This window comes from Nonomuraea sp. NPDC001831, from assembly GCF_042892035.1.
Lineage (GTDB): Bacteria > Actinomycetota > Actinomycetes > Streptosporangiales > Streptosporangiaceae > Nonomuraea.
Map to the genome: position 1 here is coordinate 874,934 of NZ_JBIATU010000002.1, position 20,562 is coordinate 895,495.

17 protein-coding genes are annotated in these 20,562 nt (G+C 71.7%); 4 read left to right on the forward strand and 13 right to left on the reverse strand.

The genetic code is table 11. The features are described from left to right. Window positions 1-2 precede the first annotated feature (2 nt). The 3 genes from ACFYYW_RS09575 to ACFYYW_RS09585 are packed head-to-tail and all read right to left on the reverse strand — an operon-like array spanning window position 3 to window position 2,690. The gene (locus ACFYYW_RS09575) at window positions 3-1,298 is read right to left on the reverse strand and encodes an ATPase, T2SS/T4P/T4SS family (protein WP_352325813.1); all 1,296 of its coding nucleotides are present in this window, start codon (window positions 1,296-1,298) and stop codon (window positions 3-5) included. Beyond that, the gene (locus ACFYYW_RS09580; RefSeq protein WP_352325812.1) at window positions 1,295-2,011 is read right to left on the reverse strand and encodes a hypothetical protein; all 717 of its coding nucleotides are present in this window, start codon (window positions 2,009-2,011) and stop codon (window positions 1,295-1,297) included. Before ACFYYW_RS09580 ends, ACFYYW_RS09575 begins: the two co-directional genes overlap by 4 nt. A gap of 1 nt (window position 2,012) precedes the next feature. Further along, window positions 2,013-2,690 carry a hypothetical protein gene (locus ACFYYW_RS09585; RefSeq protein WP_364413504.1) on the reverse strand — a complete coding sequence of 226 codons (678 nt, stop codon included), beginning with the start codon at window positions 2,688-2,690 and terminating at the stop codon, window positions 2,013-2,015. 351 nt (window positions 2,691-3,041) lie between these two features. Here ACFYYW_RS09585 and ACFYYW_RS09590 point away from each other — a divergent pair, with 351 nt between their 5' ends. Further along, the gene (locus tag ACFYYW_RS09590; protein WP_387646871.1) at window positions 3,042-7,715 is read left to right on the forward strand and encodes an FtsK/SpoIIIE domain-containing protein; all 4,674 of its coding nucleotides are present in this window, start codon (window positions 3,042-3,044) and stop codon (window positions 7,713-7,715) included. A 370-nt stretch (window positions 7,716-8,085) separates the two neighbouring features. Here the strand turns inward: ACFYYW_RS09590 and ACFYYW_RS09595 are convergent, their stop codons facing one another. Further along, on the reverse strand, window positions 8,086-8,649 hold the full coding sequence (locus ACFYYW_RS09595; protein WP_352325807.1) for a helix-turn-helix domain-containing protein: 564 nt from the start codon (window positions 8,647-8,649) through the stop codon (window positions 8,086-8,088). 829 nt (window positions 8,650-9,478) lie between these two features. Between ACFYYW_RS09595 and ACFYYW_RS09600 the strand changes: the two genes are divergently transcribed. Further along, window positions 9,479-10,801 carry an alpha/beta hydrolase family protein gene (locus ACFYYW_RS09600; RefSeq protein WP_387646874.1) on the forward strand — a complete coding sequence of 441 codons (1,323 nt, stop codon included), beginning with the start codon at window positions 9,479-9,481 and terminating at the stop codon, window positions 10,799-10,801. Window positions 10,802-10,857: 56 nt separating this feature from the next. Then, a complete protein-coding gene (gene eccB, locus ACFYYW_RS09605) occupies window positions 10,858-12,264 on the forward strand; it encodes a type VII secretion protein EccB (protein ID WP_387646876.1) in 1,407 nt (468 codons plus the stop codon). A gap of 43 nt (window positions 12,265-12,307) precedes the next feature. On the opposite strand, the gene ACFYYW_RS09610 is transcribed toward eccB, so the two are convergent. Together ACFYYW_RS09610 and ACFYYW_RS09615 are read right to left on the reverse strand one after the other, a co-directional pair. Next, entirely contained in the window at window positions 12,308-13,075 is a 768-nt protein-coding gene (locus tag ACFYYW_RS09610; RefSeq protein ID WP_387646879.1) for a hypothetical protein, read from the reverse strand. A gap of 16 nt (window positions 13,076-13,091) precedes the next feature. Continuing rightward, window positions 13,092-14,153 (reverse strand): hypothetical protein, encoded by a 1,062-nt coding sequence (locus ACFYYW_RS09615; protein WP_387646881.1) that lies wholly within the window; start codon window positions 14,151-14,153, stop codon window positions 13,092-13,094. 130 nt (window positions 14,154-14,283) lie between these two features. Between ACFYYW_RS09615 and ACFYYW_RS09620 the strand changes: the two genes are divergently transcribed. Continuing rightward, on the forward strand, window positions 14,284-15,204 hold the full coding sequence (locus ACFYYW_RS09620; protein ID WP_352325319.1) for a M23 family metallopeptidase: 921 nt from the start codon (window positions 14,284-14,286) through the stop codon (window positions 15,202-15,204). Window positions 15,205-15,715: 511 nt separating this feature from the next. On the opposite strand, the gene ACFYYW_RS09625 is transcribed toward ACFYYW_RS09620, so the two are convergent. The 7 genes from ACFYYW_RS09625 to ACFYYW_RS09655 all read right to left on the reverse strand — a co-directional run bounded on the left by ACFYYW_RS09625 (window position 15,716) and on the right by ACFYYW_RS09655 (window position 20,538). Continuing rightward, complete coding sequence (locus tag ACFYYW_RS09625) at window positions 15,716-16,984, reverse strand: hypothetical protein (RefSeq protein WP_387646884.1); 1,269 nt, start codon at window positions 16,982-16,984, stop codon at window positions 15,716-15,718. Between the two features lie 5 nt (window positions 16,985-16,989). Beyond that, window positions 16,990-17,433 (reverse strand): hypothetical protein, encoded by a 444-nt coding sequence (locus tag ACFYYW_RS09630; protein WP_387646887.1) that lies wholly within the window; start codon window positions 17,431-17,433, stop codon window positions 16,990-16,992. A gap of 10 nt (window positions 17,434-17,443) precedes the next feature. After that, window positions 17,444-18,850: a hypothetical protein gene (locus ACFYYW_RS09635; RefSeq protein ID WP_387646890.1), complete on the reverse strand. Its 1,407-nt coding sequence runs from the start codon at window positions 18,848-18,850 to the stop codon at window positions 17,444-17,446. A gap of 6 nt (window positions 18,851-18,856) precedes the next feature. Further along, entirely contained in the window at window positions 18,857-19,261 is a 405-nt protein-coding gene (locus ACFYYW_RS09640) for a hypothetical protein (RefSeq protein ID WP_387646893.1), read from the reverse strand. Between the two features lie 52 nt (window positions 19,262-19,313). Then, a complete protein-coding gene (locus tag ACFYYW_RS09645; protein WP_387646896.1) occupies window positions 19,314-19,628 on the reverse strand; it encodes a WXG100 family type VII secretion target in 315 nt (104 codons plus the stop codon). A 13-nt stretch (window positions 19,629-19,641) separates the two neighbouring features. After that, a complete protein-coding gene (locus tag ACFYYW_RS09650; protein ID WP_358282492.1) occupies window positions 19,642-19,968 on the reverse strand; it encodes a WXG100 family type VII secretion target in 327 nt (108 codons plus the stop codon). A gap of 126 nt (window positions 19,969-20,094) precedes the next feature. After that, a complete protein-coding gene (locus tag ACFYYW_RS09655; protein ID WP_352325326.1) occupies window positions 20,095-20,538 on the reverse strand; it encodes a YbaB/EbfC family nucleoid-associated protein in 444 nt (147 codons plus the stop codon). Between the last annotated feature and the right edge of the window lie 24 nt (window positions 20,539-20,562).

Genomic DNA, 20,562 nt, shown 5'->3' on the forward strand with positions numbered 1-20,562 from the left:
CCTCACCAGCCTCCCGGGTTGTAGCCGTGGGCGACGAGCTCCTCCAGGCACGAGACCGGCGCGTGCGGGACGCCCGTGCCGTCGGGACCGGGCGCGAACACCTCGCTCGACAACACGCGGCCGTCGCAGCCGTTGACCTCGCGGATGCTGGAGACGTAACGGCGCAGGGTGCCGCCGACGTGGTAGTCGTTGCGCTTCTCGATGAAGACGACGAAGTCGATCGCGCCCGCGATGAGCATGTGGGTGGCGTCGATGGGCAGGCGCTCGCCGGCCTGCAGGGCGTAGGTGGCGATGCGGTTGAAGACCTCCATGCTGGAGTTGGCGTGGATCGTCGACAACGAGCCGTCGTTGCCCTGGGTCATCGCGTTGAGCATGGTGACGATCTCGTCGCCCAGCACCTCGCCGACGATGACGCGGCTGGGGTTCATCCGCAGCGAGCGCCTGACCAGCTCGGCCATGGAGATCTCGCCCTGGCCCTCGGAGTTGGGCAGGCGCTGCTCGAAGGCGACCACGTTGGGGTGGAGCTCGGGGAACTGGTCGAGGCCCAGCTCAAGGGCGCGTTCGACGGTGATCAGGCGCTCGCTGGGCGGGATCTCGTTGGCCAGCGCCCGCAGCAGGGTGGTCTTGCCGGCGTTGGTGGACCCGGCGATCATGAGGTTCTTGCGGGCGGCGACGGCCGCCGTCAGGAACCTTCCGATCTCCGGGCTGATCGTGCCGTTTCCGGTCAGGTCGGACAGGAAGACTTTGCCGAGGCGGGAGCGGCGGATCGACACGGCCGGGCGCACGGAGACGTCCATCACCGCGCTCAGCCGGGAGCCGTCGGGCAGCCGCAGGTCGAGCTGGGGGTTGGCGGTGTCGAACGGCCTGCTGGACAGCCCCGAGTACGCCGCCAGGATCTGGATCAGCTCGACCAGCTCGTCGTCGGACTCGGCGACCGGGTCGTGCATGAGCTCCTGGCCGTCGGCGTAGCTGACGAAGACGCGGTCGCAGCCGTTGATGTCGATGTTCTCGACCTCGGGGTCGTCGAGCAGCGGCTGGAGGCGGCCGACGCCGAACAGCGCGGCGTGGATGCCGGCCGCCAGGGCCTCCTCCTCCTCGATGGTGGGCGGCGTGCGGCCGAGGCCGATCTCGTTGCGCGCGTGCTCCTCCAGCACCTGCGAGATCAGCGCCCTGGCGAACTGGCGCTCGTCCTCGCCGGACATCGGCGGGACGCCGCTCGCCTGGTCGATCCGGCGCTGCTGGGCCAGCCGGTCGCCGACCTCCTGGCGGAATCGTTTGACGAGGGAGTGGTCGATCATCGGTGGCTCACCAGCCTCGCGGCGAGGTCCCGGGCCGTGCGGATGAGCAGGGACCGGTCGAGCCGGCCGCCCCACTGCCCGCGCAGCAGCTCGGCGCCCTTGGGGTCGTGGGCCAGTCCGTGGACGAACTGGACGACGGGCCCGACGATCCTGCGCACGTCTTCGATCGAGGCCCGGTAGTTGCGCGGGTCGGCGATCACGACGACGCCGTGCGCCTTGCTGATCTGGAGGCGTTCGCGCAGGTGGGCGACGTGGTCGAGGGTCGCCCTGGTGAGCAGGAGCACCTGCTCGGCCTCGGCGAGGAGGTCGGCGATCTGGGGGTGGGAGCCCAGGCGGCCGCAGTCGGCGATCACGTCGGCGTCGGGGATGGCGGCCAGCGACCTGCCCAGCGGGCCCCAGAGCCAGGTGAGCCCGGCCGCCTGCTCGCCGTGGGTGAGCCCGGCCAGCACGTCGAGCCCGCCGATGATCTTCTGGGTGTGCTGGTGGATCTGGGCGGGTTCGAGGCCCCTGCGGGCGGTCGCGCCGAGCGTGAGCAGGCCCTTGCCCGGGTTGAGCACGCCGCCGTCGGCGGCGGGCAGCCGGTAGGCGAGGTCGCCGCCGGCCGGGTCGCACTCGGCCAGCAGCACGGGCCGCGGCCACACCGCCGCGAGGGCGGTGGCCGCGGTGGTCACGCCGGGCGCGCCCTTGTCGGCGGCCAGAACGATCAGCGCCACGTCAGCGCGCTCCCGGGAGCTCGGCCACCGCGATCTCTCCGCTGGAGGCATAGGCGAGTATTTGCGGTGAGTCCGACGAATCGACGATCACGGTGATCTGCCCGGAATTACCGCCCGTTCGGTTCTTGTCGCCCGCGCTGAACACGAGCGCGCTCTCGGCGAGTACGCGGCTTTGCCCCTGAGCCGTGCGGTTCGGCACGTACACGACCTGGACGCGGTCGCCCTGTTGAATGCCGGCGGGCATTTGGCCGGGTTTGAGGGCGAGGCCGACGGTCGCCTTTCCCGGGCCCAGTTCGTCGCTGGCCTTGCTGCCCATCTGGTTGGTCAGCAGGGTGCCCGGCAGGATCGTGACCGCGGCGAAGCTCTGGGTCACCTCCGACCGCCGGGACCAGGGGACGTAGTCGACGCCCGTGTCCGAGGCGACCTTCACCTCTTCGAGCATGCCGTCCACGAACTTCTGGCCCGCGCCGACCTGCTGGGTGACCCTGATGGCGGAGACGCGGTCGCCGCTGCGCAGCACGAGCAGCGTGGTGGCCAGCGCGCCGCCGAGTATGAGCAGGACCGCCAGCGCGGCGAGGGCCGGCTTGCGTTCGCGTGGGGGCACGGGGAGCTTGCGCGAGGCCGGGCCGGACAACCCCGCCGCCGCGTTGTCGGCGACAGGTTTTTCACTGGTCCTCATGGGTGGGGGGCTCCCATTGTGAAATGCGGAATTCACGCCCATTATGTGGGGCGCCCGGGTGGGGCGTGGGCGGAATGCGAGGACCCATGCTTGTTTCGCAGGTGGCACGATGTCAACTCGGAATAATCGATGCCTATTGTCTCTACCAAGTTGACGAATACCGATTTATCGGCATGCTGGTCACAGTTTTATCTTGAGTCGCAGTGATCACAACTTTTTCAGGCTTGATCGTGACGCTCGGCGCGCGAGTTATCCACAGAACCGCGTTCTCATGCCGGTGCCGTCAACCGGGACGCCTACTCTCGCTTCTGGCGCTACCTTGGCGCCCGAGGTCGAGCGAGGAGACGGCACATGCGGATCATGCTCACCGTGCTCGGCGAGCAGGGCGACCGTGACGTCGTGATCGACGGCGACGGCGGCGCCACGGTGGCCGGGGTGACCGAGGCGCTGAGCGGGCGCACGTCCATGGCGAAGGTCGTCCACCTGCCGCGGACCCGCGCGCCCTACGGCCTGGCGCCCGAGGCCGGTGTGCGGGGCGGGGCCGAGGCGCGCATCCCCCGTCCGCGCGTCCCCGACCGGCTCGGCGTCCCCGCCGGCGTTCCCGGCGATTCCGGCGCGCTGCTGTGGCGTGACGGGCGTCCGCTCGATCCGCGGGCGCCGGCGGCGGCCGTCCTGCGCGACGGCGACAAGGTCACGCTCGACCCGCGCCTGGCCCGCGCCACCGTGGTCGAGGAGCCCGGCGGGGTGGCCGAGATCCGCGTGATCGGCGGCCCGGCGGCGGGGGCCGTCCACCGGCTGGGGCTGGGCGTGCACGTCATCGGGTCCGACCCGACCTGCGCGATGGCCGTCGCCGATCCCCTGCTGGCCGCCGAGGCCGTCGCCGTGCGCGTGACGCCCGACGCGATCACCGTCGAGCGGGCGCACCGGCAGAGCTCCGGGCAGACCTCCAGGCTGAAGCTGAAGGGGCGGTGGGCCGAGGAGGTCGCCGAGCTGACCGCGCGGGTCGCCGAGCGGGAGGCGGCCGAGCTCGCCGCCGAACAGGGCGACATGCCCGAGCTCGACGGCAGGGCGCTCACCGGGCCCGCCGAATGGCCCGACCAGGCGGTGCTGACCTGCGGGTCCTCGGTGTTCGTGCTCACCTCGATCGAGCCGAAGGACGCCCACCTCGCGCCCAGGGCCGAGGGCGGGCTCGCCTACAACCGGCCGCCCAGGCTGCGCCGCCCCGAGCCGGAGCGCACGTTCGTCAGGCCCAAGGAGCCGACCAGGTCCGAGGGCATGCGGCTGCAGTTGCTGGCCGCGCTCCTGCCCGCCGTGCTCGGCGTGACGCTGGCCTTCGCCCTGCACGCCCCCTACTACCTGCTCGTCGCCCTGATGACGCCGATCATCATGATCGGCCAGTGGGTCAGCGACCGCCGTCACGGCAGGAAGAAGCACAAGCAGGCGCTCAAGGAGTTCGGCGAACGCGTCCGGGCCTACGACGAGGAGGTCGAGCGGGCCAGGGCCGCCGACGAGGCCGCGCGCAGGTCCGACGCGCCCGACCCGGCCCAGGTCCTGCTCACGGCGACCGGGCCGCGCAGGCGTCTGTGGGAGCGCCGCATCCACGACGCCGACTCGCTGCGGCTGCGCGTCGGCCTCGCCGACCTGCCCGCCAACCTCGACCTGTCGGAGGAGCAGGGCGGCCCGATCGACCCGCCGCTCTGCCGCGCCGTGCCGGTGGCGCTGGCCATGCGCCGGCTCGGCGTCGCGGGCGTCACCGGCCCGCGCGGGGCCGCGACCAGCCTGGCCGGCTGGCTGATCGCCCAGGCCGCCACCCTGCACAGCCCGCGCGACCTGGCCATCGTGGTCGTGTCCGCGCGCGCCGACGGCGAACGCCGCTGGGGCTGGACGCGCTGGCTGCCGCACTGCGCCCCGCGCTCGGGCGAAGACTGCGTGGCCCTGGTCGGCACCGACCCCGAGTCGGCCGCCCGCCGCGTCGCCGAGCTGGCCGCGCTCATCGACGAACGCCAGAACACCGCCATCCCCGAGTTCGGCAAGATCCCCACAGGCTGGGACGATCTGGGCGGCCCCGAGAAGCCCAGCTTCTCCTCCTACGACGTCCGTCCGCACGACGTCCTGGTGATCCTCGACGGCGCCCAGATCCTGCGCGGCCTGCCCAACATGCCCCAGGTCCTGCGGCAGGGCCCCCGGTCCGGGGTGTTCACCCTCGCCATCGACGACGACCAGCGGCTGTTGCCCGAGGAGTGCCAGACGGTGGCGGCGTGCGGCTCCGACGGCCTGGTCCGCCTGCTCGGCGGCGGTCTCGACGTGATCGGGCCGGTGCTCGGCGACCTGGTCTCGTCCGCCTGGTGCGACCGGCTGGCCAGGGCCCTGTCCCCCATCCGCGACGTGAGCCGGGACGATCCGTCGGGCAACCTGCCCGGAGCCGTCCGCCTGCTCGACCTGATGGGCATGCCCGACCCGTCCGGCAAGGAGCTGGCCGGCCGGTGGCGGGCCCGCGGCACGACCGAGGCACTGATCGGCGTCGGCCCCGACGGCCCGTTCTCGGTCGACCTCAAGCTCGACGGCCCCCACGGGCTGATCGCCGGCACCACCGGCGCGGGCAAGTCCGAGCTGCTGCAGACGCTGATCTGCTCGCTGGCGGTGGCCAACCGGCCCGACCAGCTCACGTTCGTGCTGATCGACTACAAGGGCGGCGCGGCCTTCAAGGAGTGCGTACGCCTGCCGCACACCGTCGGCATGGTCAGCGACCTCGACGGGCACCTGACCCAGCGGGCCCTCGACTCGCTGGCGGCCGAGATCCGACGCAGGGAACGCCTGCTGCTGGCGGCGGGTGCCAAGGACATCGACGACTACGCCGGCCAGGTCCCCATGCCACGCCTGGTGCTGATCATCGACGAGTTCGCCGCGCTGGTGGCCGAGCTGCCCGACTTCGTGGCCGGTCTGGTGGACATCGCGCGGCGGGGCCGTTCGCTGGGCATCCACCTGATCCTGGCCACTCAGCGGCCGGCCGGCGTGGTCACGGCCGACATCCAGGCCAACACCTCGCTGCGGATCGCGCTGCGGGTGACCGAGCCCGCCGAGTCCACCGACGTCATCGACCTGCCCGACGCGGCCACGATCTCCAAGTCCACCCCAGGCCGGTGTTACGTGCGGTCGGGGGCGGGGGCGGCGATCGCCGTCCAGACGGCCAGGGTGGGCGGGCGCAGCCCCGCGCGCGTGCCGTCCGCCGGGGGGCCGGCCGGGCGGGTGCGGGTGCTCGACGTGGACTGGCGCTCGCTCGGCAGGCCGCTTCCGCCGCCTGCGGAGCCGGTGGAGGAGTCGGCGGTCACCGATCTCGGCCTGGTCGCGGACGCGCTGGTCGAGGCAGGGCGGCTGGCGGGCGTCCCGGCCCAGCCGAGCCCGTGGCTCGACCCCCTGCCCACCCACCTGGTGCTCGACCTGCCCGCCGCCCCGCCGGTGCCCGCCTCGCCTGAGGGGGCCGGCGGCGGGTTCGAGGAGGTGGCGCCGTTGGCGTTCGGGGTGACCGACCGTCCGTGGCGGCAGGATCGTTGCCCGCTGGCGCTCGACCTGGCCAACGGCGGCCACCTGCTGATCGCGGGCGCCCCGCGGAGCGGCCGCTCGACGGCGTTGCGGACCATCGCGGGCGCCATCGCGGCCCGGACGTCGCCCGCCGACGTGCACGTCCACGCGGTGGACTGCGGCTCGGGCGCGCTCCTGCCCGTCATGGCGATGCCCCACTGCGGCGCCGTCGTCACCCGCGACCAGATCGAACGGGTGGAGCGGCTGCTCGGCCGGCTGCGCGCCGAGGTGGGCCGCCGCCAGCAACTGCTGGCCGAGGCGGGGCACGCCTCGCTCGCCGAATACCGCCAGGCCGGTCACCGCCTGCCGTGGCTGGTGTTCATGCTCGACCGCTGGGAGGGGTTCGTCGCCGCGTTCGAGAGCTACGACTACGGCCGCCTGATCGAAGCCCTGCTCCAGCTCCTGCGCGAGGGGCCGGCGGTGGGGTTGCGGGCGGTGGTCACCAGCGATCGGTCCGGGCTGCTCGGCCAGGTCTCGACGGTCTTCGACGACCGTCTCCTGCTGCGCCTGTCCGACACGTCCGACTACGGGCTGGCCGGGTTCCCGCTCAAGGGCCTGCCCGCGTCCATGCCTCCGGGGCGTGCCCTGTCGCTGGGCGAGCACGGCATCACCGAACACCACATCGCCCTCCTCTCCGCCGACCCCGCGGGCCCCGCCCAGGTCGCCGCGCTGCAGGCCCTGGCGCGCAGCGCGAGCCCGCAGACCGCCGGAGGCGGGGGCGGGGGCGGGGGCGGGGGGCGTCGCTGGGCGGGCGAACGGCCGCTGCGCGTCGACGCGCTGCCGATGCGGATCACCGCGTCCCAGACGATGGACCTCGATCCGGCGTTCACCCCGCCGTCACCGTTGTGGGCGCTGGCCGGCGCGGGTGGGGACGCGCTCACTCCCCTCGGCGTCGATCTGCTGGCCCACGGGCCGGGCGCGGTGATCGCGGGGCCGTCGCGGTCGGGGCGGTCGTCCGTCCTGGTGACGGCGGCGCGGTCGCTCATCGCCGCCGGCACGCCGGTCGTCGCCGTCGCCCCCCGACGAAGCCCGCTGCGCGACCTCGCGGACGCGGTGGCCGTCCTGGACGGGAACGCCGCCAACCTGCCCGAACTGGTCGCGGACCTGGGCCAGTACGTCGTGGTCGTGGACGACGCCGAGCTGGTCGACCCGGACTCACCGCTGGGCACGTCCCTGGAGGAGGTGCTGCGCTCGGGCCGGGACGGCGATCACGGCCTGCTGATCGCCGGCTCCACCGGTGACCTGGCGGTCGCCTATCGCGGCTTCGTGGCCGAGACCCGCAAGTCCCGTACGGGCGTGCTCCTGTCGGTCCAGGGTCCGACCGACGGCGACCTCTTCAGCATCCGACTGCCCCGCGGGGCGGGCGGCGGCCCTCCCGGACGCGGCCTCCTGGTCACCACCGGCAACATCACCCCCATCCAGACAGCCCTCCCCGACACCCCCTGACCCACCCACCCAGCCTCCCGCCCCGCCCCGCCTGAGCCTCCCGCCCCGCCCCAACCCGAGCCGCCTGAACTGCTCAGCCGTAGCCATCCGGCCCATCCCACGTCGCCCACCCGTTGAGGGACGCCGGCGCCGGCCTGGCCTGTGCGTGGCATCCAAGATCAGGATTGCCGGACGGGAGGGTGTACGCGCCTGCCCATTCCGAGCCAGCCCTTCCTAGTCCCCACCGCGTGTAAGCCACGGACGTCTGGCGGACCTTGTCTGGCGTCCAGGATCGGGGGCGTCGGACGGCGAGGGTGTGCGGGCCCACGCCGCTCCGCGCCGCCTCCCTGGGGCCCGGCGCGTGGGGGCGGCGGGGGTGTGGGGGGTGGGGTCAGGTGTCGTCGGCGGGGAGGGTGTACATGCGGACGTACAGGGGGCGAGCGTCGGGTGGGGCCTCGTCCGCGGGATGGCTGTATTTCAGGAGCAGGGCCACGTAAGCGTCGTGGAACTCCCTGAGCTCGTCCTTGGTCATGCGGGCGAGGCCCCGGGAGCCCTTCACCCAGTCGGGGTCGGTCTGGAAGGCGGCGGGGAGGCGGTCCAGCAAGGCGCGGTCCTCCTCGAGTCCGATTCGGTGGAACTCGGTCAGGACCGCCTGATCCTCCGGGCCGAGGTCGCCGGGCTCGGGGAGGCGGATGTCCCTGGGGAGGTCGGCGCGGCGCCACCAGCGTTCGCGGCCGGAGGAACGTTCGGGGATCTCCTCGATGAAGCCGTACTTCTCCAGCTGGCGCAGGTGGTAGCTGGTGGTGCCGGTCTTGGCGCCGAGCAGTTCGCCGAGGGTGGTGGAGGTGGCGGGGCCGTGGATGTTCAGGTGGGTCAGCATGCGGCGGCGCATGGGATGGGCCAGGGCTTTGAGCCGGTCGGGATCGTGGAGCACCAGGGGCTCGTCGTCCTTCATGAGGAGCAGGCTAGTCCTTGAGAACGATATCTGCAGACATGTCTTTGCCGACATCTCTCTGCAGACTACTGTCGGCATTATGCGAAACGTCTTCACGGCCTCTGCCGCCGTCTCCCTCAGCGCCGTCGCCGGTGCCCTGTTATGGCTCAGTACGCCCGGGCTGGGGCGTGCCGCCCCCGCCGCCGACCTCACGTCGAACGCCGCAACGACCGCCGATCTCGCTCAGAAGGCCGCGACGGTCGGCGAGGGAAGGCGCGCCGCCGGGGCCGGGTCGGTTCTGCCCGATCGCGCGGGCCCGGCGGTTTCGGGCGCCCTGCCGACTCTCAGTGGCCAGGCCGCTCCAGGCGGCGCGGCGGCCCCAGGCGGCTTGGCGGCTCTGGGGGGGCAGGCGGCCCCCGGTGGCCTCGCGGCTCCTGGTGGACACGCGGCTCTTGGTGGCCCCGCGGTTCCGGGTGACCTGACGGTTCATGAGGTGACGTTCCGCGGCAGCGGCGGGCTTGAGCTGCGCGGCAGCGTGATCAGCCCGTCAGCCAGCGCGATCAACCGCTCAGGCGCCGGCAGCGCGGCACAGCCCGCGAGTCCGCCGCAGCCCGGAGACACAGCCCAGACCCGGAGTACGCGCCAGATCGGAGGCACAGCACAGACCGCCGGCACAGCCCAGGTCGGAGGTACAGCGCAGGTCGGGGGTACAGGCCAGGTCGGGACTGAGGATCAGCTCGGAAACAAGGCCCAGGCTGGGGGCGCGTCCCAGACCGAGGGCACGTCGCAGACCGGGCGGGCGACTGGGGAGAGCCGGAACGGGGTGGCCGGGCGGGCTGGGGTTGTTCTGGTGCATGGGGCGGGGACGGGGACGCCTCGGGAGAAGCTGCTGGGTGAGGCCGTCGCCTTCGCCCGGCAGGGCCTGACCGTCCTGATCTACGACAAGCGTTCGGTGGGCTATTCGCTGTTCCAGCGGTCGTACGCGCAGCTCGCCGAGGACGCGCTCGGCGCGGTCGCGACGCTGCGCAAGGAGCCCGGGGTCGATCCCGGCAAGGTTGGCGTCTGGGGGCTCAGCGAGGGCGGGTGGGTGGCGCCGCTCGCCGCCTCCAAGTCCAAGGACATCGCGTTCGTGGTGGTGGTCGGGGCCAACGCGTTGCGACCCCTGCGTCAGCAGTCGTGGGCCGTGGCGGCCGGGTTGCGCAAGGCGGGGGTCGGCGGGTCGCTGGTCGATCACGCCGAGCCGAACCTGTACCGGGTGATCGCGGACGGGGGCATGTTCCCGGAGCCCTACTACGACCCCGAGCCGGTCCTGGCCGCGGTACGGCAGCCGGTGCTGGCGATCTGGGGCGTGCACGACCTGCTGACCCCGCCCCGCGAGACGCCGCCGCTGTTCCGCGCGGCGTTGGAGAAGGGCAGCAACAGGCGGTACACGTTCCGGTTCTTCGAGAAGGCCGATCACGCGGCTCACGTGACCCCGGACGGCGGCGTCACGCGTCTGCCCGAGCTCGCTCCCGGTTACGCCGAGCTGGTGGGCGGCTGGGTGGCGAAGGCGACCTCGGGTCGGGCTCCGGTCGCGGAGGTGTCGGGGCCGGCGCCCGTCCAGGCGGAGGACTCCGTCGGGACGCCGCCTCCCGCCTGGTGGGAGTCGGCCTCCGCGCAGATGGCGGTGCTGGCGCTGTTCCTGGCCGGGTTCGCCGGATATCCGGCGGTCGCCGCGGTCCGGCGGATCCGGGGCCGCGGCGCAGCCCGGGGCACGCCGACCAAAGAAACGACACCGGCCCAAGGCGCGCCGGTCAAAGAAAGGACACCGACCCGAGGCACGCCGACCGGACAAGCGGGAGCGGCCCCAGCCACGTCGGTCACAGGGACGGTGGCGGCTCGGGTGGTCAGTGCTGGCGGGCTCGTGGCGGTGATCGGCGGGTTCGCCTACCTGTTCTATCTGATCTCCACCGGCGGGAAGCTGGCCGCGCCCGGGCCGATGCTTCTCGGCAGGCCGCTCGTCTGGCTGGCGCTGCAGGCCCTGGCGGTGGCCACCGTCGTGGCGACGGTGTTCGCGGCCCGCACGTGGCGGCGGGCACGCGCGACCGGTGAGCGGGTACGGCTGGGCCTGCTCGTCGTGGCGGGTGTGGCGTTCGTTCCGTGGGCGTTCTATTGGGGTTTGCTACTTCCGTAGGGGTTCATGACACAAGAGCGTTCTATGCTGATCCCTGCGATACGGGGAGAGGTGACATGCAGACCCGGAAGGACCTCTACCAGGCTCATCGGCTGATGCAGCAGCGCCTGGGCATGGCGTTGCTGCAGGCTGAGCCCGATGTGCCGGAGACGCCCATGCGGCGGCTCAACGTGGCGATGTTCTGCGGCGTGCTCGTGGGCGTGCTCATCGCGGCGGTGTTCGGGATCTGGGGGCTGCTCAAGCCAGGGGGCGCGACGAACCTGACCGACGCCGGCCAGCTGCTGGTCGAGGAGGAGACGGGCGCCACCTACGTCTACAGCCAGGAGCAGGGGCGGCTGCTGCCGACGGCCAACTACGTCTCGGCGCTGCTGCTGCTCGACGCGACCGATTTCAAGGTGCGCAACGTCTCCGCCGCGTCGCTGGCGACGCTGCCGCGCGGGCCGCTGGTGGGCATCGCGGGCGCGCCGGACAGCCTTCCGGCCCGCGAGAAGCTGGTGAAGGGCCCGTGGTCGGCCTGCGTGACCGAGCCGGCGCAGGCCGCCGGGGCGCGGGGGCCGTACGTCACGCTGGTGGGCGGACAGGACGTCGGCGGGACACCCGTGGGCGGCGACGCGCTGGTCGTCACGGACGGGCAGCAGGGCTGGGTGGTCTGGAACGACCGGCGCATGAAGGTGAGCGACACGGGTGTGCGCGCGCTCAACGCGCATCCCAGAAGGGTGCCCTCGACCTGGATCAACGCGATCCCTCCCGGCCCCGACTTCATGCCGCCGGCCATCACCGGCCTGGGCCGGCGCGCCGTCGCCCCCGGGGGCGGCAGGGGCGCGGTCGGTCAGGTCTACACCGTGAAGGGCATGGGCGGGGCTCCCGACCGCTGGTACGTGCTGCTCGCCGACGGCCTCGCCCCCGTCAACCTCACCCAGGCGACGCTGCTGCTCGCCGACCCGAAGACCAAGGCCGCGTACGGCAGGCGCGCCGCCGTCCCGATCGAGATCGACGCGGCCACCGCGAACGGCAGGGCCTCCCGCGCGATCCTCACGGTCGGCGGCCTGCCGACGAGCCTGCCCAGAACGGTCACGTCCTCGGCGGCGCTGTGCGCGGTGTACGCCGACACGCAGAACGGCTCCGCGCAGGCGAAGATCACGGTCGGCGCGACGATGGCCATTCCCGTGCCCGCGGCCCGCAGCGACCAGGAGCACTTCGACCAGGTGCTGCTGCCCGCCGGAGGCGCGGCGCTGGGCGGTCTGCTGCCCGGGGACGGCCAGAAGGCGTTCATGCAGACCTACTTCCTGCTCACCGACCAGGGCAGGAAGTTCCCGCTGCAGAGCGGGGACCAGATCAACAAGCTGGGGTACGGCGCCGAGGACGTCACGCCGGTGCCCTACAACCTCGTCCACCTGATCCCGGAGGGCCCGGCGCTCGACCCGGCGGCGGCGCGCTCACCGATGCAGGTGACGGCCCAGTGAGCGACGCCCCGCCCGGAGACCGCCGGGCGGGGGTGCGACCCGGCTAGATGAGGCCGCCGCCGGGCAGGTTCATGCTCGGCATGCCGCCGTTCTTGCGCTGCAGGGTGCCGGGCGCCTCCTCGCTGGTGGGGGGCGCGTACTCCAGGGCGGCGGGTGCGAAGTCGGGCTTGGGGCGGCCCTTGTCGATGGACTGGGTCATCATGGCGCACATGCCGTTCACCATGACGAGGACGCCGGTCAGCATGGCCACGGACTTGACCTTCTTGCTGACGACGTTCCTGAGGGCATGCCCGAGCGCGGTGAGGAAGCCGCTGATCGTGATCCTGGCCGCGAGCTTTCCTGGGCCGGGGATGAGATAGGACGCCAGCTCCCACACGGCTGCGAGCCCCATGGCGAAGGCCACCGCGACGGCGACCAGCACGGCCCAGTGGTAGAGCGTGGCCATGTGCTCCATGCCGCCGCCGACGCCCTTGAAGTACGTCGAGGCGGCTTCCAGTTGCTCGGCGAACAGGTCCACGGACTCGCTGAACACGAACCAGGCCGGCCCCTTCCAGTACCCCTTCTCCTCGATGTCCTTCTTCAGCTTGACGAGCTCCGTCTTGATGGACTCGAAGTCCACCCCCGAATGGCCGTCGGTCGGCGCCACCCACTCCACCGCCGCCTTGGCTATGTCCCCCGGGTTGGACACGAGCGTCCCGATCATGAGCGCCAGGTTCCTGGCTATCGGGTACTGGCTCAGCACCAAGGCGGATGCGCCGGCCATGGCGGCCGCCGAGAGGATCTGCCACCGGTCGCTGTCGTATTGGGCCATCTCGTCCTGCCCCTTCTCACTCGCCGATGACCGGCGGTGCGATGTCCATGTCGTCCACCCAGTCGTTCTCGTCGCCGCGTACGTACTCGGCCTTCTCCCGATCGCGGTTCTGGTCGTTGCCGGCCGCGCCGCCCGACATGGGCATGAATGGCATGCCTGACATGCCCGGCATGCCAGCGCCGCGCCCGGCGGCGGCCGCGCCCGCGCCCGTGGTGGTCCCGCCGGGGCCCGACGAGCCGCCGTAGCCGCCCGTCGTGGGGTAATCGATGGGACGGCCGGTCAGATTGCCGGTGCCGGGAATGGCGGAGTTCAGGGCGTTGGGGTCCAGACCGGACAGCTTGGTCTGGGACGGGTCCGGGATGCCGTGGTTGAGCTGGTCCTCGATGGACGGCGTCTTCGGCAGGTTCGTGTTCAGCCCGTTGGGGTCCGGCAGGTTCGGGTTCAGCTTGCTGGGGTCGGGATAGTCGGGCTTCGGGATGTTCTGGTCCGGCAGCTTGTTGTCCGGCAACTTGTCGTCGGGCAACTTGTCGTCGGGGAGCTTGTCGTCCGGCAGCTTGTTGTCGGGGAGCTTGTTGTCCGGCAGCTTGTTGTCCGGGAGCTTGTCGTCCGGCATGTCGATCGGTGGCATCTTGCCGCCCCCGCCGCCCAAGCTGTTCGGGTCGATGCCGCCCGGACCGGGCCCGGTGGGCCCGCCGGGACCGGTGGGATTGTCGTCGCCGTACTGGCTGATCAGGCCGTCGTTGTCCTTGTCGACCTTCTCGTAGTTCTTCTCCAGCTGCTCCAGCGCGGTCTTGTAGTCGCGCAGGGCGGTCCTGGCCATGCTGATCGCGCCGCTCGCGCCACCCTTGATCTGCTCGTGGGCGTACGAGAGGCCGATGCCGACGATGCCGAACCCGGGGAAGTCGACGCTGATCGCCTTGGTGTTCGTCTCGATCGTGCCCATGCCGGGCTCCTGCTCGGCCATGTTGCTGCCGAGCTCGCTGATCTTCTTGTCCTTGAACTGGATCGTGGCCCCGGCGAGGGAGCCCCCCTGCGGGTATTGCCCCAAACCAGGCGTGGTGCTCTCCCCTGCGCCCATCCGACCCTCCCTGTCCGAAAACTGCGTTTTGCACAGTCCTGGCTACGATATCGACAAATATCAACTTTTAGCGTGAACACTTTGCGAATGATCTAGACTGGCCGTTGATCAGGATGGCAGCCTTTCCCATATGCGGATCAAGACCCTGATTGTGGGCGTGTGCGGCATCGCCGCGTTGCCCCTCACCGGCACCAGCGCGGCCAGCGCCAGCGCCGCCGTCGTCCACCAGCTTCCGTTCCCATGTGGCGAGACCTGGACCGGCGACAGCAACGACAGCAGCGCGCACACCGGTGGCTACGAGATCGACTTCAACGGCTCGTACAACGACGGCAACGCCGACATGGGCCGTACCGTGGTGGCCTCGGCGGCCGGCAAGGTCATCATGTCGGAGTACCGGACCACCGACGGCTTCGGCAACGTGGTCAAGATCCGGCACGCCGACGGCAGCGTCTCGCTGTACGCCCACATGAAGAAGCGCACGGTCTCCGTGGGCGCGAACGTCGCGCAGGGCCAGCAGGTCGGCCAGGTGGGCAACACCTCGGCCAAGTACAAGGGCATCATCGCCCACCTGCACTACGAGCAGCGCACGTCGTCGGGCAAGATCGTGGCGGCCAGGTTCAACGGCGCCACCTTCGGCTACACCCACCAGACGCTGAAGTCGAACAACTGCCAGGGCGGCGGCGGCACGCCCGCGCCGGCCAACCCGGGCAAGCCCAGCACCGGCGGCGGCAACCCGTACTCGGCCGAGCAGGTCTGCGGCGCGGGCTACAAGCAGATCGACTCCGCGCCGCTCGGCAACCAGGGCCGGGTCGTCCTGCTGTACTCCGCCTCCACCGGCCAGAACTGCGTCACCACGCTGCGCAACAGCGGCGCGGGCAAGGCGGCCGTGCGGGCCTACCTGGAGGTCAAGGGCAAGGCCAGGAGCACCGACGCGGGCAGCTACCAGTACTACGCCGGTCCGGTCCGGGCCAAGGCCCTGCGTACCTGCGTGAAGTGGGGCGGCGCGATCGGCTCCAACGCGTACGACAGCCCCTTCGAGCACTGCGGCTGACGCTGCGGCCGACACCGGGGCCGGCACTGGGGCCGACACTGGGGCCGACACTGGGGCCGACACCGGGGCCGACACCGGGGCCGACACCGGGGCCGACACCGGGGCCGACACTGGGGCCGACACTGGGGCCGACACTGGGGCCGACACTGGGGCCGATACTGCGGCTGCCACTGGGGCTGACGCGACCGCGCGTCCATGAGCGGGGCGGCGCCTGCGGGCGCCCCGCGCACTTGCGTTCCCCGCACTTGCGTTCCCCGCACTTGCGTTCCCCGCACTTGCGTTCCCCGCGCTTGCGTTCCCCGCGCTTGCGTTCCCCGCGCTTGCGTTCCCCGCGCTTGCGTTCCCCGCGCTTGCGTTCCCCGCGCTTGCGTTCCCCGCGCTTGCGTTTCCCGCACGGGGAACGGCTCGCGGCCGGGCAGCGGGCCGCGCGCCAGGGGCGGGCCGGTCGCGAGGATCGGCCCGCGGGCGTGGTGCGGCGGCTCCGGGCGCCGGGTGAGCGCGCAGTGCGGCCTCAGGTGAGCGTGCTCGGCGTGGTGCCCTCCGGGCCGCCCCACACGTCGTCGTCCTCGGCGAGCCAGGTCGTGTTCTCGCTGTCGCGCTTCTCGCCGCTCTCGCCGCCACGAGCGGGCATTCCGCCCATCATGCCGGGGGAGACGAAGCCGCCCGCGCCGCCGGCGCCGCGCATGGCGGCGCCCGCCGCCCCGCCCTCGCCCGCTGCGAAGCCGCCAGCGGTCCCCGATCCCACGCCGCCGCCGCCGTAGGGCGAGCCGCCCGTAGTCGTGGGATAGGCGCCGTTGGGCATTCCCGACATGGACGGGTCGTACCCGGCCAGCTGCGTGGTGCCGTCGCCGGCGCCCGAGGGCAGGTCGGCGGTCGAAGCCGTCGGCGCGGAGCCCAGAGAGGCGCCGTTCAGCGCCGATGAGTCGCCCCCGCCGTACGGGTTGTCCCCGGGGTCGTAGCCCTGGACGCCGCCGACGTTCACGCCGGAGCCGTTCGTGCCGGAGCCGTCGGGATAGTGGACCGCCGGGTAGGCGCCCGCTCCCCCGTCACCCGGCATCTTGCCGTCGATGTACCCGGGGCCGCCCGGCACCGCGTCCGGACCGAACGAGGAGACGGGGTAGACGCCCGGCCCGCCCTTGCCGTCCACGCCCGGCGACCCCGGCCCGATCCCGCCGCCGTAGTTGTAGTTCGGCAGCTCCGGGACGCTCGGGTCGGGCAGCGCGCTCTGGACCTCGGAGGGCAGCTGCTTGTAGTGCTCGACGATGCGCTCGTTGACCTTCTTGAGGTGCTCGACGGCCCGCTTGTCCCCGCGGTACAGCCGGTAGAACGGCACCCGCCCGGCCCAGTCCACGTCGCGGTCGGTACGCGAGTCGTGGTCCATCGACTCGACCACGTTGGCCTGCGCCCAGTTCAGCGTCTGGCCGTACCCATGGACCGGGCGGCCCATGTCGCCGAGCTTCTTGGCCAGCTCGCGCACGCTGGCGTGCAGGGTCTGGAGCTGCTTCTGCGTCTCGACGGCGGCCGGGCCCGTGTAGTGCTCGGCCAGTTCGGTCGCCTTGGCCTTCAGGTCGCCGGCGAAACCGTTCAGCAGCGCCTCGGCCCGCGTGTAATAGAGGCCGGCGAGCTTCACCGACTCCGGGTCGGTGGCGTCGATCCAGTCCTTGACCTGGTCGAGCGTGTCGGTGAACATGCTCCCCAGGAACGACACCTCCGGGGTGGAGGTGTCGACCGGGCCGGTGTTGTAGATGAGCTTGAGCGTCTGCTTCTTCGGCTCGGCCATGGGTGTCAGACCTCCCGCCGCGCGGCGGCTTCCTCGTTCGCCTGCTCGGCCCCGCCGGACGCCTTGGCGATGTCGAGCAGCGCCTCCACCGTGCTGTCGCCCTGCCCGACCATGGAGGCGTACAGGCCGCCGGTGGAGCCGGGCTCGCCGATCAGCTGCGAGTAGGCCGAGTTGACCGCCAGCCCGAAGTGCATGGCGGCGGGCCACTCGCCCATCTGGTTCTGGCTGAGCGCGCAGTAGCGCTGGAGATCGGGCAGCGAGCCGGCGCCGGCGGGCAGTTGCGGATCGGGGTTGGCCTCCGGCGCAGTCACCGGCTGGGGCGAGGGTGTCTTGAGCTTCTTGAGCAGCTCGTTCAGCTCGCCGGCGATGCGCTTGATCTCCGTGCGGTTGGTGTAGTTGTCCTTGTCCCCGTCGAGGCCGGGCCAGTTGGAGTCCAGTTCGAGCGCCATGGCCGCCTCCTTAGCCGATCACCGGTGAGATGGAGCCCTCCTGGTGGCTCCACACGTCGTTGTCCTCCTTCAGGAGGGTCGAGGTCTCGACCTGTCCCTCCTCGGGGGCCGGTCCGCCGCCGCCGCCGAACGGCATGAACGGCATGCCCGCGCCGCCCATCGCGCCCGCCCGGGCCGCCGCCGCGGGCGCGCTGCCCTGGACGTACGAGCCGGGGCCGCCGATCACCGCGGGCGTCCCCCCGGACGGCGAGGGGTAGGCGGGCTGGGTCACGAACGGCTGGTTCGGGGTGCCGGGGTACCCGGGGGTGGTCGTCGGGTGGTAACCGGCGGTCTCCGTGGCGCGCGGGTCGCGGACGTCCACGTCCGGCGACTGGGTGCCGCGGTCGCCGGTGGTGTTGTTGTCGAGCACGGGAGGCGTGGTGCCGTCGCCGGTGGTGGCCGAGCCGGCGGACCCTGCTCCGGTGTCCTGGCCGCCCGGCTGGCCGGAGCCCGGCGTGTCCGTCCCGGGGGTGTCCGGCCGGTCGGTGCCGGGGGTGTCGCCGCCGGGGTTCTGGTCCCCGGGGCGGTGGTCGGTGCCGTTGCCGCCGTCGTTGCCGCCGCCGCCCGATCCGCCGGAGCCGCCCGAACCGCCTGATCCGCCGGAGCCGCCGTGCGTGCCGGAGCCGGTCGAGCCGCCCGTGCCGCCGCTGTCATGGCCGCCGCCCGTCCAGTACGCACCCTTCCGGTACGGCGAGGGGTCGGTGAGCGGCATGTCCCGTTCGGGAGCCGGCGCCTCGGCGGGCTTCACCTCGGGCAGCTCGACGACGACGCTCTCCGGGATCCGGAAGTCGTACAGGTCGACGATGTGGTTGTTGAGCTTCTCCAGCGCCCGCCGGGCGACGTCGGCCTGCATCTCCGTGGGCGACTTGGTGAGGCCCGGCGTGGGCTCCGGCACGTTGTGCGAGGTCACGGGCCCGAGCACCGGCGGCGTGACCGACGGCGACGGCGTCGTGGACGGCGGCTTCGGCGCCGGTCCCGGCGAGGGCGCCGGGACCGCCGTCTTCTGGTTCTTGGCGGCCTCGACCTCTTCGATCGCCTTGGGCAGGTAGTCGCGCCCGTACAGGATCAGCGCCTCGGACATCTTCTCCATGGCCTCGGCGATCTCGTGCCCCGAGGCGTTGAGCAGCTGGAGCGCCCGCTGCGCCTGGGCGGAGCTGTCCGACCGCCAGGCGCCGGACAGATCCTTGCCGATCTGCGGCAGCGCGTCGGCCACCCCGCGGATGACCTTGGCCACCTGCTTGTAGGACAGGCCCCGGTCGTGCACCTCCATGGCGGAGGTCGCCTTGAGCCATCCCTCGATCTGCTCCCGCGACGCGGTGACCGGCTCGCTCTTCGGCCGCCGGGAATTGTCACGGATGTCGACCTTGCGCTCAGCCAACGCTGCTCACTCTCGGCCCGGGTTCGTCTTGGCGTAACTGTCGGCGCTGTCCCTGATGGCCTTGACCAGTTTCTGGCAGCACTCGACGTAGTCCTGGTACAGGGCGGTCAGCAGCGCTCCGCGGCCCTCCATCGACACCTGGCCGCCGGGGTCCGCGCCGGTGCTGCCCACGCTGTGCGCGAGGGCGCTGGCCGCCGGCCACCGCCCTATGTGCTCCTCGCCCAGCGCGAAGTACCTCGTGAGGGTCTCCACCGAGCCGGTGACGCCGTCCCTGTTGCCGCCGGCGCCCTGCGTGCCCGCCAGGGCGATCTCCAGGTCGTCGGCGATGGCCCGCATCTTGCCCACGTTGTAGTAGAGCTCGGCGTCGGTGTCGTCGAGCCCCGGCCACGGTTCGGGTTCGAGCCCGGCCATGATCCTCCCCTCACCAGGCTCGGCCACCGCGCGGGTGGCCGAGCAGAAGACGTCAGCCGTCGTACCAGATGGACTTGTTGCGGTTCTCGGCCGCGCGGTAGTTCTCGTTCGCGATCTGGACGGCCTTCTGCAGCTCGTCCAGCTGCCCGCGCATCTGGGCGGCCGCGGCCTGCCACTTCTGCTCGTGCTGCCGGAAGAACGTCTCGGCGCCGTCCGGGCCCTCCCAATGACCGGCCAGGTCGTTCTTCAGCCGGGCCATCAGGTCGTCGGTGGCCTTCTCGAAGGAACCGAGGATCTTGATGAAGTCGCTCTGGGCGAGCTCCATGTGCCCGAAGTTGACTTTGGTGAAGTCGAGCTCAGCTGACACCGCGGTCCCCCTCCTACTTGATGTCGACGTTGATCAGGGACTCGACGCGGCCCATACCGGCCTGGACGTCCTGGTCGGCCGCGGAGTAGACGACCGCGTTGACGCCCATCTTGTCGGCGATGCCCTCCAGGTCGGTCCGTACGTTCCGCATGGAGTTGTCCCAGTTGGTCATGGCGTTCTTGAACCGGGCCGCCGCCGGGCCGAGCCAGCCGGTCGCGAGAAGGCCGTTGGCGGTCGTCTCCACCGCCGTCCTCAGACCCTCGATGTACTGGGCGGTGTCCACCACGTGGCCAGAGGCCACCTTGATCTGGCTCGGGCTTGCCCCAAAGAATTCGGACACTCGTCACCTCCGTAACGATCATTTCGGTCGCTAACCCATATAAGCACCAAAGAGCCCATGAGTAACAGCAGACTCAATGGCCTAGATGTAACAACTTCTCGACATGTCAGCAAACGCCCTGGTCAATCACAGGTCCAGTTCGCGACGGATTCTGTCTAGTTCTCCCATAACGTCCTCGAAGGCCCGTTCGTAGCTGGCCTCCGCCTTGCGGACGTGGCGCAGCGCGCGGTCGGGGTTCTCCATCATGCGCAGCGGGTTGCCGGCCTCGCCGAACATCTCCGTCATGAGCTCGTCAGCCTGGCGCTGGAGGTCGGCGGTCGCCTCCTCGATGGCGGCCTTGATCCGCTCCGAGAGCTCGACCGCGCTCAGCCGCATCGCCTTGGGCCGGATGTCCAGGGTGCGCAGGCCCTCGTGGGCGTACTCGACGACGACCAGGTGGCCTTCGTCCTCCCCCCGGCCCACCAGGGCGGACATGGCCTTCTGCAGCTCCTCGGACTTGCTGAGCTGCTGGTCCATGCTGTCAATGAGCCGGTCCATGTCGATGTTGCCGAAGTCCCCGAAATCCGTCACCGACACCATCCCTCCCATAGGGCA

Excerpts from the sequence above, each read along its gene's own strand:
- ACFYYW_RS09575 (WP_352325813.1), bottom strand. The coding sequence starts at position 1,298 with ATGATCGACCACTCCCTCGTCAAACGATTCCGCCAGGAGGTCGGCGAC.
- ACFYYW_RS09585 (WP_364413504.1), bottom strand. The coding sequence starts at position 2,690 with ATGAGGACCAGTGAAAAACCTGTCGCCGACAACGCGGCGGCGGGGTTG.
- ACFYYW_RS09590 (WP_387646871.1), top strand. The coding sequence starts at position 3,042 with ATGCGGATCATGCTCACCGTGCTCGGCGAGCAGGGCGACCGTGACGTC.
- ACFYYW_RS09595 (WP_352325807.1), bottom strand. The coding sequence starts at position 8,649 with ATGAAGGACGACGAGCCCCTGGTGCTCCACGATCCCGACCGGCTCAAA.
- eccB (WP_387646876.1), top strand. The coding sequence starts at position 10,858 with ATGCAGACCCGGAAGGACCTCTACCAGGCTCATCGGCTGATGCAGCAG.
- ACFYYW_RS09610 (WP_387646879.1), bottom strand. The coding sequence starts at position 13,075 with ATGGCCCAATACGACAGCGACCGGTGGCAGATCCTCTCGGCGGCCGCC.
- ACFYYW_RS09615 (WP_387646881.1), bottom strand. The coding sequence starts at position 14,153 with ATGGGCGCAGGGGAGAGCACCACGCCTGGTTTGGGGCAATACCCGCAG.
- ACFYYW_RS09620 (WP_352325319.1), top strand. The coding sequence starts at position 14,284 with ATGCGGATCAAGACCCTGATTGTGGGCGTGTGCGGCATCGCCGCGTTG.
- ACFYYW_RS09625 (WP_387646884.1), bottom strand. The coding sequence starts at position 16,984 with ATGGCCGAGCCGAAGAAGCAGACGCTCAAGCTCATCTACAACACCGGC.
- ACFYYW_RS09630 (WP_387646887.1), bottom strand. The coding sequence starts at position 17,433 with ATGGCGCTCGAACTGGACTCCAACTGGCCCGGCCTCGACGGGGACAAG.
- ACFYYW_RS09640 (WP_387646893.1), bottom strand. The coding sequence starts at position 19,261 with ATGGCCGGGCTCGAACCCGAACCGTGGCCGGGGCTCGACGACACCGAC.